Below are 14,777 nucleotides of genomic sequence, written 5' to 3' on the forward strand. Positions count from 1 at the left end.
AATTTCTTATGTACTTGCCCCGCGAAAACAGGGAGGGGACGATGGCCAGGACGATCGATCCGGAGAAGGTCGCCAAGAAGAAGGCGGAGATCGCCGAAGTCGCCGCAAGGCTCTTCGCGTCCCAGGGCTTCGAAAGCACCAGCGTCGCCCAGGTCGCGAAAGAGGTCGGCACCAGTCCCGCGAGCATCTTCTACTATTTTCCGGATAAGGCGTCCCTATTCCGTGCGCCCTTCGAGGCCGACCTGCCGGTGGCAGAGAAGCTCATTGAGCAGCATCGGAACACTACCGATCCACTCTCCTCGATCCTCGACGTGGTAACAGTGCTCGCAGCGGATGCCGCTTACCCGTACGCCCAGGGGATGCTCGTCGAATCCTTACGCAGAATGGGACATGACCCGCACCTCATTGCGGTCTCTGAGAAGGTCGCGTCCACCCAACGACAGGGACTCGCCGAACTCATCGCCCGTGCGATCGAGGCGGGCCAGGTCGATCCCACGCTTGATCCCGATCAGAGCGCTGGCTGGCTGATGGCGATTGTCGACGCCTGCTACCTCAACACCCAACCCGGGCACGACCCGTCAGCACAGGTGCGGCGCACTGCGCTGGGCTATCTGAAGCCAGGTAACTGAAAGGATCTGACCTTGTCCGATAGGAGTGCAATCACCGTCGCTGTACCCGCGAAGTATCGACCGATTTTTACCACCACAGGGGCAGCCATCGGCCTGATTGCCGCGTTCGTCGTCGGCCCGGTTGTCGGCTGGCTGTTGGGCCTGATGGGGGATGCTCCCGGCCTGTTGCGCCTGGCTGCAGAGCTTCCGTTCGCGTGGGCCGTACCGGTCTTGCTGATCGTCGGTGCTATTGCGGGCTTCCTCATCTGTCAGTCCTGGATAGAGGACGCCGGCACGATCGAGGTCGCGGTCGAGGGGCTCACCGTACACACGAAGGACGTCGACCGATTCGTCTCCCGCGACCGGATCGTGCAGGTCGTGAGGTCCGGAAAGGAATTGGTGCTGCTGGACGACCGTGGCGAGATCTACCGCGGCGGTATCGAAGGGGAGCTGGTACCCGGACTACGGATGGCCTTGGAAGCCCACGGATATCCATCACTGATCGATGGTGATCCCTATGAAGGGACGTTCACCACATGGGTTGATGGGGACGGACGACTGACGGAGACCGTCGAGGAGCTGCTGCGTGACCGGCGCCGGGCACTGGCAGACAAGCGCCCGGGAGCTGCAGAAGCCGCGCAAGACAAGCTCCGCTCGTTGGGTGTGATGGTTCGCGACCGGGACGGACATCAGCAGTACCGCTTGGCCGACGAGTCGCCAGGGGTGTTGTAGCCTGCGCATTTCGAGACGGGCCGAGGTGAGTGCGGTCAGAGTATATGTCGGCTTGTCACAGAGGTTGTGAGGGACGTTCGGGAAGTCCATACAGACCGGGCGCCTAAGCTCGATGAATGAGCAAGAAGCGGACGCCGGCCGGCCGGCCCGATCCAGGTCATGGCACACATCTGAGTTTCCGCAGCAAGGCGGCCTGGATAGCGGTCATCTGCTGGTGGGCGGCCGTGCTGCTCGCGGTGGGCGGCTTGGCCTTGTTGAACAGCTGGCTGGCCGACGAATCGCGCGTCGGTGCCGGGCGTGCCGGTATCTGGCTGATCGGTTTCGCCGCAGCAGCCGCGCTGACCGGCACGATCGGCAGCATCGGCTCCGTGCTCCGAGACTCCGGACGCATCCGGATCGGTGCAATCTTCTTGCTGGCGTTGCCGGTCGTCGGGATCGTCGTCGCGCTGATCGCCGTGTCGTCCACCGTCTTGAACCCGACCGATCCACTGATGGTGATCTGGGCGATCGTCTCTGCGCTCCTGCTGTTTTTCGGGACGCTGCTGATCGTCATACCCGAGCATCTGGGTATTTTCTGAGCCGGGTTGAATCCCCACCGGCGAGCGACAAGGATTCAGGCTATGAGCATCGAAACCGTTGAGGTCGGTGGCACCATCCGGCTCGGGCAGTTCCTCAAGTACGCGGGAATCGCCGATTCCGGGGCGCACGCTCGCGAACTGATCGAGGCGGGTGACGTCGAGGTCGACGGCGAACCCGAGACCCGCCGCGGACGTCAATTGCACGGCGGCGAAGTGGTTACCGTGATCACCGACGCTTTCGAGACCGCAGTGCGGGTGGCCTGAGCCGGGGAGTCACGAATGAGCTTCTGGGAGATCCTCGGCCAAGGCGCCGCCGCGATCTACAGCCTGATCACTCTCGCGATCGTCACCGTCCTGGTGGCGCGCACCAGCAAACGGGTGCTCGGCATTCAGGTCTCGGCCTTTCGCGCACTGATCGTTGTCATCGGCCTGTTCTCGATACTCGGGCCGTTGGCCGTCTACTTCGGCGACGACACGCAGTTCGACGACACGAGCACCGCAGGCGTCATCTCGGTCACGGTGTTGTTGATCGCCCTCGCCCTGGGTGCCTTCGCGATCGGCATGCTGGTGCTGATGGTGCTGGAGATCATCATCCCGACCGGCTCGACTCCCCCTTTGCGAGTGCTGCTGACCGGCTGGCGGGCTCGGTTCAGACGAACCGGACGCTACCTGCAGATCATGGCTATTCTGTTCCGCCGGGGCCTGACCGCCCCGCTTCGCGGCGTGCTGAACGTCGGGCCGAGCACCGCCGAGTCGGTCAGACTGGCCATGCAGGACGCCGGCGTCACCTTCGTCAAGCTGGGCCAGCTTTTGTCGACCCGAAGCGATCTGCTGCCACCGGAGTTCATCACCGAGCTGTCCAAACTGACCAGTCAGGTTGAGGCGCAGCCCTACTCGCGCGTCCAGAAGGCGCTGACCGCCGAACTCGGCGACAACCTCGGCAGGCTCGAGGTCGATCCCGAGCCGCTTGCCTCGGCGTCGCTGGCCCAAGTGCACGCGGCGGTGCTGGACGAAGACACACAGGTGGTCGTCAAGGTACAGCGGACCAATGCGCGCGAGCAGGTGGCGATCGACCTGCAGATCCTCAGACGCCTGGCCCGCCGGCTCGCGCGCAACGCCGACTGGGCGCGCAAGCTCGGGGTGGACGACATCGTCGGCGGTTTCGCCGACTCGGTGCGCGACGAACTCGATTTCACGATCGAAGTGAACAACATGGATACCTTGCGTCCGGCATTGGTGGCCGGGGGAGTGCGGGTGCCCGAGGTCTATCACGAGCTAAGCGACGACCGGCTGATCGTGATGGACCGCTTCGACGGAACGCCGGTGGCGCGAGCCGGCGAGTTGCTTTCGGCCATGCCCCAGCCGACTCGCGAACGGGCGGCCACGGTGTTGTTGAAGGCGGTCCTGGGGCAGATTCTCGACCAGGGTGTCTTCCACGCCGACCTGCATGCCGGCAACGTGCTGGTCTGGCCCGATGGTGCGGTCGGCCTGCTCGACTACGGCTCGGTGGGCCGGTTGGACGCCACCGCCCGGCGCAACCTGGGTCTGCTGCTCTGGTCGGTCGACGCGGATGATCCGGCGCTCGCCACCGACTCGGTGCTCGAACTGCTCGACCACGACGGTCAACTCGATGAGCACGATCTGCAGCGCCGACTGGGCGCCATCATCACCCAGGTGCGGGCCGGGGCGACCGGCAGCACGATGGCCTTCTTCACTCAGCTGCTGCGGCTGGTGATGGATAAAGGGATGAGCGTGCCGGGCAATATCGCCTTGGCCATGCGTTCGCTGGGTGCCTTGGAGGGGACGCTCAAGCTCATCAACCCCGCGCTCGACCTGATTGCGACCGGACGAGACCAGGCACGTTCGGTGATCGGGGACATCACGCCGGAGGGCGCGAAGAAACAGATCGCCAACCAGGCGATCCGGCTGGTGCCGCTGGTCAGCCATCTGCCGAGGAGAATCAATCGCATCACCGAAGATCTGTCGACCGGACGCTTCACCAGCCATGTTCGGGTGGTCTCGCATCCGGACGATCAGGCGTTCCTGACCGGACTGGCGAACCAGGTGGTGGTCGCGGTGCTGGCCGGGTTCGCGGTGATCGGCGCGATCTTGCTGGTGACCGCCGATGGGGGCCCGACGATCGAGGGAACCTACCGGCTCTTCGACATCCTCGGATTCCTGCTCGGGTTCGCCGGTTTCATCCTGGCGCTGAGGTCGGTCGCCATGGTCTTCGGACGCCGGACCTGAGCGTCGGCTTGTGTATGAATGCACAAAGCTCTTCTCGGGCGTCGGCAAATGATGCGGGGGCTGCGGCATGCTGATGTCGTCCGTTGGCGCGAGATCGGAGGAGCATCATGGCCGCATCGTCGCCGAATCCCATAAGCGAAGTCCTGATCGCCTGGGCCGGTATCAAGGACGACGCAAGCCGTACCTTTGCGTCCGGTGACCTCGCCGGTGCCGAGCGGGAGCTGCGGGGCGCCATTGCGATACTCGCGAGCGCAGCACCCTCGGCCCAGGCCTCGACCTTCTCGGATGGCGATGACGGTATCCGGCTGCGTCTGGGAGGCGTTGACGGCTCCATGTGGCGGAAGTATCTGGCCCTCGCCGACGCGATGCGGCTGCTGATAAACGCCAAGATCCACCGGATGGTGGCCGAGCCGGCGTTCGCCAACATCAAGAACCTTGAGGCGATCGACCAGCTGTGGGAACGCGCCAAACTGTCCAGGCAGCTGGGGCAGGCAAGTTTCCGCGATCCGCCGGCACCGAGCTACGAACTCGCCGCCGCGCGCACCGAGGCGAACCTCCTCCTCTGGCGTCATCAGCTCGCGGGCGGCCACACTCATCTTGAGGTGGGATCAAATCACGTTCGGCATTTTGAGGTGCTGCTGGATCAAGCCCAGCGTCCGGAGACCGCGGCCGATTACGTTCGGCAGGCGCGAATCCGGATCGATACCTGTCACCGGCTCCTCGAGCAGTCGCAGCACATCGCGCCCGACGTCGTCCGTAGTGAGTCAGCGATGTTGAGCGATACCGAATACGTCTGGGCGGTGCTGGACGCCAGGGACGAGGTCACCGGTGAGCTTTATGCAAACCGCTCCCGGCAAGCCACCTTGATTGCCGCGCAGTACCAGAAGATAGCCAATTCGCGCCCGCCTGAAGTGGGCTAGCGATAGTTCACGAACTGGATGGCGAAGTCGTAGTCGGCGTCCTTGATGAGCTGCTGCACCTGCTGCAGGGCATCGCGGGATTTGGAACTCACCCGGAGTTCGTCGCCTTGGATCTGCGCCTTCACGCCCTTGGGGCCCTCATCGCGGATCAGTTTCGAGATCTTCTTCGCGTTGTCCTGGGAGATGCCGTTCTGCATGTCGGCAGTCATGTGCCACAGCTTGCCTGATAGCTTCGGGTCGCTCGCCTGAACCGACTTGAGGTCGACCTTGCGGCGCACCAGCTTCGACTGGAAGACATCCCAGATCGCCTTGACCCGCTCCTCGCCGCTGGCCTGCATCGCGATCTGATCGCCCGACCATTCGATCGCGGCGTCGGTGCCCTTGAAGTCGAAACGCTGCCGCACCTCACGGGCGGCCTGATTGAGCGCATTGTCGACCTCCTGCCGGTCGACCTTGGAGACGATGTCGAAAGAACTGTCCGCAGCCATGGGGCAACCTTAATCCATTACGACGCCTGCGGGACCGCCAGTGACCAATCACCTCGGCATCCATGGCCACGCGAGCGGTGCCCCAATTGCCCGGCGTCATCTACGAGCTCTCGGGCGGGTCTCCTCTACCTGTCTCATGGACGGGATTCGCGAACCAGTACGAGCCGATCCCGGTTATGACATCTCTCGGGGCGTCTGCTATCGTCTTTTCTCGCTGGTTAGCAATACGGCAGCTTGCCCGAGCGGCCAAAGGGAGCGGTCTGTAAAACCGTCGGCTTCGCCTACGATGGTTCGAATCCATCAGCTGCCACCAGTATCGAAGGTCTCCTGATCCGTCTGGCTCAGGAGACCTTTTCGCTCGGCTCAGTCGGTGTGTTTCGCGCTTCGCGCGTCAACACTTTCAATCGCCTCGGAAGTTGCGAGCAAGCTCGCACTCCACTCGGCTCAATCAGTGTGTTTCTCGCTTCGCTCGGCAACACCTTCCATCGGCTCGGAAACGTGAGCAAGCTCCCGTTTCCCTCGCCTCAGTCGGTGTAATGCGGGGTGGTCGCCAACTCCTTGGCGATCTGGGCGCCGAGCGCCACGTTACGGCGATACAACTCGGTGTTGAGCTCGCGGGCCCGGCCCTTGGTGGCTTCCTCGAAGCTGGCCAGCAGGACCTGGGTGTCCTCGGGGCCCTGGGGGGCCGGCAGATTGGACGCGATTTCGGCTGCCTCGCTGACCCGGGATTGGTAGTCGTCCACCTGAAGCTCGGGAGGTGTCGGATTGGCGACCAGCAGCGACTGGCCGAGCCCCAGCTCATCTCGGGCTCGGGCGATATCGGCGACCTCGGAGGGATCGGTGACCTGATGATCGACCTCGTAGCCGGTATCGGCCTGATACATGCTGGGGAAGTGCGAGGTGCGGTAGCCGAGCACCGGGATACCCATCGTCTCGAGACGCTCCAAGGTTGCCGCGACGTCCAGCATCGGACGAACTCCCGAGGTGACCAGCACCAGCGGATGGGTCGATAAGGCCATCAGATCACTGGACTCCTGAATGAGATTGCCGCTCTTACTCGCCCGATGCACGCCACCCAACCCGGTGGTCGCGCAGACCTTGATACCGGCCCGGTGGGCGAGATGAACGGCGGCTGCCAGTGCCGTGCCGCCGGTCAGCTTCCGGGTCTCCACGACCGGCAGATCGCTGATCGAGACGCGTACGGTGCCGGGCTCATTGGCTATCCGCGCGAGCTCGTCGTCGGTCAGGCCGATAACCAGATCACCGTCGATGACGGCGATCGCGGCCGGTACCACATCGGATGCAAGGATCTGCTGCTGCACAGCCTGAGCCATCTCGAGGTTGAGGGGCCGGGGCATCGAGTGCGTGATGTTCGCGGTCTCCAGGGCAAGCACGGGATAGCCGTGGTCAAGCGCGTCGCGCACCAGCGGGCTGTAACGAATCGTCACCAATCCTCCAAGATCGTCAGTCCGGGTCAGGCCCCGGGTCCGTCTACGCGCGCCGCCTTGATATCCACGGTCAACTACGTCGCATGCCGGTGGTATGCCAGGCAGTGGTTGCCGTCCGCCGACCTCGCGCGCCGTCACCAGGGCGACCGAAATCGCGACTGGTGCGTTCATCGTAACCACACCGGCCACGGCAAGCATTGCCGATTTGATAGTTCGGAGAAAGAACGATAGGTTATCTCCTCGGCTGGCCCCGATAGCTCAGATGGTAGAGCGCGTCCTTGGTAAGGACGAGGTCTGCGGTTCAATTCCGCATCGGGGCTCCGTCGAACTCGGAGGTTCCGCTACCGCAGCAGAGCTACTATCTGGGGAAGACGCAAGGCGGGATAGCTCAGGCGGTAGAGCAAGCGGCTCATAATCGCTGTGTCGCGGGTTCGAGTCCCGCTCCCGCTACCGCAACACACGTCACACGAGCTGAAGAAGGACCATCATGGCGAAGAAAGCGGCGGACGTTCGTCCGAAGATCACTTTGGCGTGCACGGAGTGTAAAAATCGCAACTACATCACCAAGAAGAACCGCCGTAACACGCCGGATCGTCTTGAGTTGATGAAGTTCTGCCCCCGCGATGGCAAGCACACCCTGCACCGCGAGACCCGCTGAGTCTCGCTGAAGACCAAAAGCTGACAAGCCGCCTGCTGATGCAGGCGGCTTTTTGGCGTCGCTGCTTCGTGTTTCGACGAGCTTGCTGGTGTCTTGGCGAGATGGGTGAGTTTTGGGCGTGCCCGAGCCGCAACCTGGCTGCTCAGCCCGGGTGCAGTGTGGTTTGCGGTGGGCCGAAGCCTGGTATTTCGGCTAGCTTGGGTGGGTGCCTATTTCCGCAGAACACGTCGGACGCAGCTATCCGGCGACCAAGCCGTATCGGGTGAGCCGCGCAAAGATCGCCGAGTTCGCCACCGCGCTGCACGACGATAACCCCGCCTACTTCGACCAGGACGACCCGATCGCGCCCCCCACCTTCGCCGCAGTGATTGCTGCCCAGGCATGGGACGCCATGTTCACCGATCCCGACCTCGGGCTGGCCCTGCGCCGGACGATTCACGCCGATCAGCGGTTCGACATCGTCCGCCCGCTTCGCGAGGGCGACGACGTGGTGGCCACCTTGACCATCGAGAAGGTCCGCAGCCGCGGCAACGTCGACATGGTCACCGTAGGGGTCGCGCTGTCGACGGTCTCAGGCGAGGAGCTCGGTACCGCCACCAGCCAACTGATCCATACCCGTGAGGAGGCCGCGGCATGAGCGGCGCCGACCTTTCCCAGATCGCGGTGGGCGATCAGCTGTCCGCTCTCGAACTGCATCTGACCAGGCAAGACGTGGTGCGCTACTCGGGAGCCTCCACCGACTTCAACCCGATTCACTACTCCGACCGGATGGCCCAGGCGATCGGGCTGCCCGGGGTCGTCGTCCACGGCATGTGGACGATGGGTGCCGCGCTGCGCATCGTGACCGACTGGGCCGGCGATCCTGCGCGGGTGGCCAGCTACTTCGTCCGCTTTGTCAACCCGGTGCCGGTGCCCGACACCGACGAAGGCACGACCGTCGAGGTGCATGCCCAGGTCAGCGCCGTCGATGACCAGCTGGCGACCATTGCCATCGAAGCAACCCACGACGGCAATAAGGTGCTCGGGGCCGCCAAAGCGACCGTTCGGCTTGGTTGAGGAATTGATGACTGAATCCACTTGGGTGCCCGAAGACATCGTCCCTGTGACCGAGGAGAGTTGCTCGGTCGAGAGGCTATCGGGTCAGCTGCCCGCCCAGCGGACGAGCGACTCCCCGGTTCTCGCCGAACACACCACCTTCAAGATCGGTGGGCCCGCCAATAAGCTGGTCCGCGCAACAACCCGCGACGAGATCATTGCCGCGGTGAGCGAGGCCGACCGGGCAGGCGAGCCGCTGCTGGTGCTCTCCGGCGGATCGAACGTGCTGATCGGCGACGAGGGATTCGACGGCACGGTCGTGCTGGTCGACAACCACGGCCTGGAGGCCGAGGTGAGCGGCTGCGGCGGGGCGTTCGTCCAGGTGCAGGCCGGCGAAGTCTGGGACGACTTCGTCGCATACACCATTTCTCAGGACTGGGCCGGTATCGAGGCGCTCAGCGGAATCCCCGGGCTGGTGGGAGCCGCCCCGATTCAAAACATCGGCGCCTACGGGCAAGAGGTCGCCCAGACCATCGCGCGGGTGCGCACCTGGGACCGCCAGAAGCAAGAACTGAAGACCTTCATGGCCAGCGACTGCAACTTCGGATACCGCGACTCGGTGTTCAAGCGCTCCAGGGCCGACGACCAGGCGACCGGACGCTTTGTGGTTCTCGACGTCTGGTTCCAATTCGGGCTAGCCAGTCTGAGCGAGCCGGTGCGGTATACCCAGCTGGCGCAGACCCTGGGGGTCGAGGTGGGGGAGCGAGTCGATGCCCGCAAGGTCCGCGAGGCCGTGTGGGCGTTGCGGGCAGGCAAGGGCATGGTCATCGACCCACATGATCACGACACCTGGTCGGCCGGCAGCTTCTTCATGAATCCGATAGTGGACGAGTCGGTCGCTGCCCGGTTGCCGAGCACGGCCCCACGGTTCGCCCAGCCGGACGGCCGGATCAAGACGTCGGCGGCCTGGCTGATCGACCACGCCGGATTCGGCAGGGGATACCCGGCCGAAGGCGCGGCGAGGCTGTCCAGCAAGCACGTGCTGGCGCTCACCAACCACCAGGACGCCACGGCTGCCGACATCGTCTCCCTCGCCCGCACGGTGCGGGCAGGGGTCATGGAGCGGTTCGGAATCCGTCTCGAGCCTGAGCCAGTACTTGTCGGCCTCGAGATCTGAGGATCATCGCTTTGATCTCTCAGCCCTTGACGACAGCGGCGATCGCCTTGGCCACGTACTCGACGTTGTTCTCGTTGAGGGCGGCCACGCAGATGCGTCCGGCGTCGGTGCCGTAGACCCCGAACTGGTCGCGAAGCCGCAGCATCTGATCACGGTTCAATCCTGAATAGCTGAACATGCCGACCTGCTCGGCGACATAGCCCATTTCGGGCAGCCCCTCGGCCGCCAGATGGGAGGCCAACGAGACCCGCATCGACTTGATGCGCTCGCGCATCTCGGTCAGCTCGGCGGCCCATTCGGCGCGAAGTGCCGGGTCGGCGAACACGCTCGCCACCAGCTGCGCGCCGTGCGTCGGTGGGTTGGAATAATTCGTCCGGATCACGATCTTCATCTGAGATCGCACCCGTTGGGCCTCATCAGTATCTCGGCAGACGATCGACAGCGCTCCCACCCGCTCGCCGTAGAGCCCGAAGTTCTTGGAGAACGAACTCGAGCAGAACAGGTTGCCGAGCCTGGTGGCGAAGGTGCGTGCCACCCAGGCGTCGGAGTCCAGGCCCTCGCTGAACCCTTGATAGGCCATATCGAGGAAGGGCACCAACCCGCGCTGCTCCACGACGTCCAACACCTGCAGCCACTGATCGTGCTTCAGGTCGTAGCCGGTCGGATTGTGGCAGCAGGCGTGCAGCACCACGATCGTGCCGGGTTCCGCCTGGCGAAGATCGGCCAGCATGCCCGCGAAGTCGATGCCGCGATTCTCAGCGTCGTAATAGCGGTAGGCGGAGACCTCAAATCCTGCCCGCGAAAACAGCTGCCGGTGATTCTCCCAGGAGGGGTCGCTGATCAGTACTGTGGCGCCCGGGTTCACCTGGCGCAAGAAGTCGGCGCCGAGCTTCAGCGCGCCGGTGCCGCCGAGGGCCTCCAAGGTGACGACCCGCCCTGCGGCGAGCACATCGGAATCCTTACCAAAGACCAGAGCCTGCACGTCGGCGGTATAGCTTTTCAGGCCATCGATCGGCAGATAGCCGCGCGGCCTGGGATCCTCGGCAAGCTTCTGCTCGGCGAGCTTCACGCAGCGCATCAGCGGCAACTTACCCGAAGCGTTCTGATAAACACCGACCCCCAGATTCACCTTGGCCGGACGCTGATCGGCGTTGTACTTTTCCGTGATGCCCAAAATGGGGTCGGCCGGGGCTTGCTCGACGGAACTGAAAAGCGTCATGGGTAAATCCTTCGCATTAGGTTCGTGCGGTGCCAACGCTACTGCCGCGAGTCTGCCGAGCAGCCGGGGTTTTGCTGAATGGAACTGCAATCGCCGGCGGTCGATGACGGTCAGCCAGGTGTTTTCTCGAGCGCTTGCGCCCGCTATCCCTGAGGTCTGCACCCCGTTTCGCCAATTCGCTTGCGCGAACTCGCCGTGATCCGGGCGTCCGGTTGGGTGCTTGGCAATGCGAAGCGGCCTCGGTTCGCATTGCCGTAGGCGACCTAGTACACTCAAATACTTGTCGGCAACTTTCAGCGTCCGACCCTGCCTTCAAGCAGGGACGCAGAGCTGGGCCGATGGTGAAGGGCAATAGCTCAACTGGCAGAGCAGCGGTCTCCAAAACCGCAGGTTGGGGGTTCGAGTCCCTCTTGCCCTGCGAACCGGGCGTGGGTCGAGGCGCGTTCCTTGCCCCACGCCAGTTTCATGACAGCAGGAAATTCGGTGGAGGACGAGTAGTGGCCGATAGCAGCAAGTCCCGCGGCGATGGCAAGCCGACGCGCGCAGCTTCGCCGACCCCGGAAAGCGACGCCGAAGAGCCGAACCCCGAGACCCTCGATCATGATGCCGATAACGATGCGGACGCCGCCGACCAGGCCACTGAGGCTGACGAGTCCGGCGACGACCTCGACGGCAGCGCAGACGATGCGGGCGATGCCGAGCAAGCAGACGAGGCCGACGACGAATCGGCCGAAGCGGAACTCGCCAAGCCGAAGCCTGTCAAACGCAATCAGACCGTAGCCCCGGTCAAGAAGGCCAAGCCGACCCCCAAGCAGTCGGACGCCAAGAAGGGCGAACGCAAGAGCACAACCCCGGTGCAGTTCGTCAAGCAGGCGGTCGGCGAATTGAAGAAGGTCGTGTGGCCGACCCCGCACACCACGTGGCAGTACTTCTTGGTCGTGCTGGTTTTCGTGCTATTCATCATGGCTTTCGTGGCCGGCCTGGACGCCCTGTTCGGCTGGCTGCTGTTGCTGTGGCTGGCCTGATCGACACAGGAGGAATGATGAGCCAAGACGCCGATGACGACCTGAGTCGCGACGATATCGAGATCGACCTGGGTGAGAACCCCGACGATGATTCGCAGTCTTCGGACGACGTCGAGATCAATCTCGACTTTGCCGACTTCTCCGAGCCCGAGGAAGACTCGGACGATCTGGGCATTGACCTGTCTCCCGAATCCGATGAGAGCGAGCAGGGCGCCGAATCGGACGAGGCAGCCGAGCAGGCGTCCGAGGAGACTGACGAAGCCCTCGAGAAGGCACTCGACGAGTTGCGCGCCGAACTTCGCGCGAAGCCGGGTGACTGGTACGTCGTGCACACCTACTCCGGCATGGAGAACAGGGTCAAGCAGAACATCGATGCCCGGGTGATCTCGCTCAACCTCGAGGACTATATCTACGAGACCGTCGTCCCGACCGAGGACGCCGTCGAGATCCGCAACGGCCAGAAGAAGACCGTCACCCGCACGTTCATGCCCGGCTATGTGCTGGTGCGCATGGATCTGACGGACGAGGCCTGGTCAGCGGTGCGTCACACGGCCTCGGTGACCGGGTTCGTCGGCCACGCCCAGCAGCCGGTGCCGCTGGACATGGCAGAGGTGGAGCGCATGCTGACCCCTGCGGTGCAGGCCAAGGTTGCCGCCAGCGAACAGGCGCCGGCCGCCAAGCGCAAGAAGATCGAGGTCGTCGACTACCAGGTGGGCGATTCGGTGCAGATCATCGATGGCGCCTTCGCCGGCGTGCACGCCTCGATCACCGAGATCAACCCCCACAACCAGCGCGTGAAGGCCATGGTCGAGATCCTGGGCCGCGAGACCCCGGTAGACTTGACCTTCGCCCAGATCCAAAAGGTCGTCTAGACCTTCGAAGTCTGGTGCCGCTTCGGCGGCAACCGGCGTCAGGTAGGACGAGGGCCGTCTACTTCGTCCGACTCGATGCCAAGCCCGAATTCAGCGATTCGGGATAGGTAGGAACAGAACAGAAAAGGACCCAAAATGCCTCCTAAGAAGAAGGTAGCGGCGATCGTCAAGATCGCTATTCAAGCGGGTGCCGCCACTCCGGCTCCGCCCGTCGGTACTGCTCTTGGCCCCCATGGCGTCAACATCATGGAGTTCGTCAAGGCATACAACGCCAAGACCGAAGCCCAGCGCGGCACCGTCGTGCCGGCCGAGATCACCATCTTTGAGGACCGGACCTTCACCTTCATCGTGAAGACCCCGCCCGCCGCAGAGCTGATCAAGAAGGCCGCCGGCCTGCAGAAGGGCTCGGGCGTCCCCAACAAGGAGAAGGTCGGCAAGATTACCAAGGATCAGGTGCGCGAAATCGCCAACACCAAGATGCCCGACCTGAATGCCAACGACATCGAGCAGGCGATGAAGATCGTCGAGGGCTCGGCCCGTTCGATGGGCGTCACCGTCGAATGATCCGCTGACGCGGAGCATCTGGGTGCAGCAGGCACCACGACATAATCAACCCCTGGAAGGGCGGACTGGCCCGCACCAGGACCTGGTGAATCAGCTCGCGAGGCTGACAGAAAGGAACCAGACATGAAGCACAGCAAGCGCTATCGCGCTTCGGCAGAGCTGCGGGACGGCGATCAGCTCTACACGCCGGAAGAAGCAATCGCGATCATCAAGAAGTTCCCGGCAGGGGGATTCGACGAGTCGATCGAGGTATCGATGCGGCTCGGCGTCGATCCCCGCAAGGCCGACCAGATGGTCCGCGGCACGGTGAATCTGCCCAACGGCACCGGCAAGACGGCAAGGGTCCTCGTCTTCGCCCAGGGCGCCAAGGCCACCGAGGCCCTCGAGGCAGGTGCCGATGAGGTCGGCTCCGACGAGTTGATCGAGAAGGTCGGTGCAGGCTACCTCGACTTCGACGCCGTGGTTGCGACTCCCGATCTGATGGGCAAGGTCGGACGCCTGGGCCGCGTGCTCGGCCCCCGCGGCCTGATGCCGAACCCCAAGACCGGCACCGTGACCATGGACGTCACCAAGGCGGTCAGCGACATCAAGGGCGGCAAGATCGAGTTCCGCGTCGACCGGCACGGCAACCTGCAGTTCATCGTCGGCAAGGCCAGCTTCACCGAACAGGCTCTGCTGGAGAACTACCGCGCCGCGATGGACGAGGTTTCCCGCCTGAAGCCGAACACCTCGAAGGGACGCTACGTCCGCAAGATCACCGTTTCGACGACCATGGGCCCCGGCGTTCCGGTGGACGTGGCCGCCTCGAAGCCGGCGACCGAGACCGCTGCCTGATAGCGACCGGTAGCACCGGGTGTGTTCCCGGATTCGTCAATGGCGAGCGCGGTGCTAATCGGCGGGTTTAGGTTAACGAACGATCCCTGCCAGGTTGATTCCTGGCGGGGATCGTTGGCTTCTGAACCAGCAAGATGCGTCGTGCCTGGTCCATCGCGACGTGGCTCGTCCAATGGCGATCGAAGTGTCCATCGTCCGTGTGTAGACGCTCGCCGTCCTGCATGGATGCTCGCCGTCCTGCATAACGCCTACTCAAACTAAGTTTGCTGCTGTTGCAACGTAGGCGAACTCCTTTTGGGTGAGTGGCGTGCACGGCGATAGGCGTTCGTGGGTTATGGCGAGCGATGTGCATCGCGCCGAACGGATGGCAAC

17 protein-coding genes and 4 tRNA genes are annotated in these 14,777 nt (G+C 63.7%); 18 read left to right on the forward strand and 3 right to left on the reverse strand.

Annotation, left to right across the window (positions count from 1 at the left end; genetic code table 11):
* Positions 1-41 precede the first annotated feature (41 nt).
* The 6 genes from QQ658_RS01935 (at position 42) to QQ658_RS01960 (ending at position 5,085) form a co-directional block, all read left to right on the forward strand.
* Positions 42-629, forward strand: a complete 588-nt coding sequence (locus tag QQ658_RS01935) for a TetR/AcrR family transcriptional regulator (protein ID WP_286026004.1) — start codon at positions 42-44, stop codon at positions 627-629.
* Between the two features lie 12 nt (positions 630-641).
* Positions 642-1,340, forward strand: coding sequence for a YqeB family protein (locus QQ658_RS01940; RefSeq protein ID WP_286026005.1), 699 nt, complete (start codon positions 642-644; stop codon positions 1,338-1,340).
* Between the two features lie 116 nt (positions 1,341-1,456).
* Positions 1,457-1,918: a hypothetical protein gene (locus QQ658_RS01945; protein WP_286026006.1), complete on the forward strand. Its 462-nt coding sequence runs from the start codon at positions 1,457-1,459 to the stop codon at positions 1,916-1,918.
* A 42-nt stretch (positions 1,919-1,960) separates the two neighbouring features.
* On the forward strand, positions 1,961-2,182 hold the full coding sequence (locus QQ658_RS01950; RefSeq protein ID WP_286026007.1) for an RNA-binding S4 domain-containing protein: 222 nt from the start codon (positions 1,961-1,963) through the stop codon (positions 2,180-2,182).
* Positions 2,183-2,197: 15 nt separating this feature from the next.
* Positions 2,198-4,165: an ABC1 kinase family protein gene (locus tag QQ658_RS01955; protein ID WP_286026008.1), complete on the forward strand. Its 1,968-nt coding sequence runs from the start codon at positions 2,198-2,200 to the stop codon at positions 4,163-4,165.
* 107 nt (positions 4,166-4,272) lie between these two features.
* Positions 4,273-5,085 carry a hypothetical protein gene (locus QQ658_RS01960; RefSeq protein ID WP_286026009.1) on the forward strand — a complete coding sequence of 271 codons (813 nt, stop codon included), beginning with the start codon at positions 4,273-4,275 and terminating at the stop codon, positions 5,083-5,085.
* On the opposite strand, the gene QQ658_RS01965 is transcribed toward QQ658_RS01960, so the two are convergent.
* A complete protein-coding gene (locus QQ658_RS01965; RefSeq protein WP_286026010.1) occupies positions 5,082-5,573 on the reverse strand; it encodes a YajQ family cyclic di-GMP-binding protein in 492 nt (163 codons plus the stop codon). The two genes, QQ658_RS01960 and QQ658_RS01965, sit on opposite strands and share 4 nt — an antisense overlap.
* Before the next feature lie 228 nt (positions 5,574-5,801).
* Between QQ658_RS01965 and QQ658_RS01970 the strand changes: the two genes are divergently transcribed.
* Positions 5,802-5,886: transfer RNA gene (locus tag QQ658_RS01970), tRNA-Tyr, on the forward strand.
* Positions 5,887-6,097: 211 nt separating this feature from the next.
* Here QQ658_RS01970 and QQ658_RS01975 read toward each other — a convergent pair.
* Positions 6,098-7,021, reverse strand: coding sequence for a pseudouridine-5'-phosphate glycosidase (locus QQ658_RS01975; protein WP_286026011.1), 924 nt, complete (start codon positions 7,019-7,021; stop codon positions 6,098-6,100).
* Positions 7,022-7,268: 247 nt separating this feature from the next.
* Between QQ658_RS01975 and QQ658_RS01980 the strand changes: the two genes are divergently transcribed.
* From QQ658_RS01980 to QQ658_RS02005, 6 genes are all read left to right on the forward strand, one after another.
* Positions 7,269-7,341: transfer RNA gene (locus tag QQ658_RS01980), tRNA-Thr, on the forward strand.
* A gap of 57 nt (positions 7,342-7,398) precedes the next feature.
* A tRNA-Met gene (locus QQ658_RS01985) sits at positions 7,399-7,471 on the forward strand.
* 37 nt (positions 7,472-7,508) lie between these two features.
* The gene (rpmG, locus tag QQ658_RS01990) at positions 7,509-7,679 is read left to right on the forward strand and encodes a 50S ribosomal protein L33 (RefSeq protein WP_286026012.1); all 171 of its coding nucleotides are present in this window, start codon (positions 7,509-7,511) and stop codon (positions 7,677-7,679) included.
* 205 nt (positions 7,680-7,884) lie between these two features.
* Complete coding sequence (locus QQ658_RS01995) at positions 7,885-8,316, forward strand: FAS1-like dehydratase domain-containing protein (protein WP_286026013.1); 432 nt, start codon at positions 7,885-7,887, stop codon at positions 8,314-8,316.
* On the forward strand, positions 8,313-8,735 hold the full coding sequence (locus tag QQ658_RS02000) for a MaoC/PaaZ C-terminal domain-containing protein (protein WP_286026014.1): 423 nt from the start codon (positions 8,313-8,315) through the stop codon (positions 8,733-8,735). Before QQ658_RS01995 ends, QQ658_RS02000 begins: the two co-directional genes overlap by 4 nt.
* A 7-nt stretch (positions 8,736-8,742) precedes the next feature.
* Positions 8,743-9,891 (forward strand): UDP-N-acetylmuramate dehydrogenase, encoded by a 1,149-nt coding sequence (locus QQ658_RS02005; protein ID WP_286026015.1) that lies wholly within the window; start codon positions 8,743-8,745, stop codon positions 9,889-9,891.
* 19 nt (positions 9,892-9,910) lie between these two features.
* Here QQ658_RS02005 and QQ658_RS02010 read toward each other — a convergent pair whose 3' ends face one another.
* Positions 9,911-11,110 (reverse strand): amino acid aminotransferase, encoded by a 1,200-nt coding sequence (locus QQ658_RS02010; protein WP_286026016.1) that lies wholly within the window; start codon positions 11,108-11,110, stop codon positions 9,911-9,913.
* 345 nt (positions 11,111-11,455) lie between these two features.
* On the opposite strand from QQ658_RS02010, the gene QQ658_RS02015 reads away from it, so the two are divergent.
* The 5 genes from QQ658_RS02015 (at position 11,456) to rplA (ending at position 14,405) form a co-directional block, all read left to right on the forward strand.
* Positions 11,456-11,528: transfer RNA gene (locus QQ658_RS02015), tRNA-Trp, on the forward strand.
* A gap of 79 nt (positions 11,529-11,607) precedes the next feature.
* A complete protein-coding gene (secE, locus tag QQ658_RS02020) occupies positions 11,608-12,135 on the forward strand; it encodes a preprotein translocase subunit SecE (protein WP_286026017.1) in 528 nt (175 codons plus the stop codon).
* A 17-nt stretch (positions 12,136-12,152) separates the two neighbouring features.
* Positions 12,153-13,007 (forward strand): transcription termination/antitermination protein NusG, encoded by an 855-nt coding sequence (gene nusG / locus QQ658_RS02025; protein WP_286026018.1) that lies wholly within the window; start codon positions 12,153-12,155, stop codon positions 13,005-13,007.
* A 135-nt stretch (positions 13,008-13,142) separates the two neighbouring features.
* Positions 13,143-13,571, forward strand: coding sequence for a 50S ribosomal protein L11 (gene rplK / locus QQ658_RS02030; protein WP_286026019.1), 429 nt, complete (start codon positions 13,143-13,145; stop codon positions 13,569-13,571).
* A gap of 123 nt (positions 13,572-13,694) precedes the next feature.
* Positions 13,695-14,405 (forward strand): 50S ribosomal protein L1, encoded by a 711-nt coding sequence (rplA, locus tag QQ658_RS02035; RefSeq protein ID WP_286026020.1) that lies wholly within the window; start codon positions 13,695-13,697, stop codon positions 14,403-14,405.
* Positions 14,406-14,777 lie beyond the last annotated feature (372 nt).

It is taken from the genome of Propionimicrobium sp. PCR01-08-3 (genome assembly GCF_030286045.1).
Lineage (GTDB): Bacteria > Actinomycetota > Actinomycetes > Propionibacteriales > Propionibacteriaceae > Brooklawnia.

Excerpts from the sequence above, each read along its gene's own strand:
- QQ658_RS02010 (WP_286026016.1), bottom strand. The coding sequence starts at position 11,110 with ATGACGCTTTTCAGTTCCGTCGAGCAAGCCCCGGCCGACCCCATTTTG.
- QQ658_RS01950 (WP_286026007.1), top strand. The coding sequence starts at position 1,961 with ATGAGCATCGAAACCGTTGAGGTCGGTGGCACCATCCGGCTCGGGCAG.
- QQ658_RS01945 (WP_286026006.1), top strand. The coding sequence starts at position 1,457 with ATGAGCAAGAAGCGGACGCCGGCCGGCCGGCCCGATCCAGGTCATGGC.
- QQ658_RS01960 (WP_286026009.1), top strand. The coding sequence starts at position 4,273 with ATGGCCGCATCGTCGCCGAATCCCATAAGCGAAGTCCTGATCGCCTGG.
- QQ658_RS01935 (WP_286026004.1), top strand. The coding sequence starts at position 42 with ATGGCCAGGACGATCGATCCGGAGAAGGTCGCCAAGAAGAAGGCGGAG.
- QQ658_RS02005 (WP_286026015.1), top strand. The coding sequence starts at position 8,743 with ATGACTGAATCCACTTGGGTGCCCGAAGACATCGTCCCTGTGACCGAG.
- QQ658_RS01965 (WP_286026010.1), bottom strand. The coding sequence starts at position 5,573 with ATGGCTGCGGACAGTTCTTTCGACATCGTCTCCAAGGTCGACCGGCAG.
- QQ658_RS01955 (WP_286026008.1), top strand. The coding sequence starts at position 2,198 with ATGAGCTTCTGGGAGATCCTCGGCCAAGGCGCCGCCGCGATCTACAGC.
- rplA (WP_286026020.1), top strand. The coding sequence starts at position 13,695 with ATGAAGCACAGCAAGCGCTATCGCGCTTCGGCAGAGCTGCGGGACGGC.
- nusG (WP_286026018.1), top strand. The coding sequence starts at position 12,153 with ATGAGCCAAGACGCCGATGACGACCTGAGTCGCGACGATATCGAGATC.
- rpmG (WP_286026012.1), top strand. The coding sequence starts at position 7,509 with ATGGCGAAGAAAGCGGCGGACGTTCGTCCGAAGATCACTTTGGCGTGC.
- QQ658_RS02000 (WP_286026014.1), top strand. The coding sequence starts at position 8,313 with ATGAGCGGCGCCGACCTTTCCCAGATCGCGGTGGGCGATCAGCTGTCC.
- rplK (WP_286026019.1), top strand. The coding sequence starts at position 13,143 with ATGCCTCCTAAGAAGAAGGTAGCGGCGATCGTCAAGATCGCTATTCAA.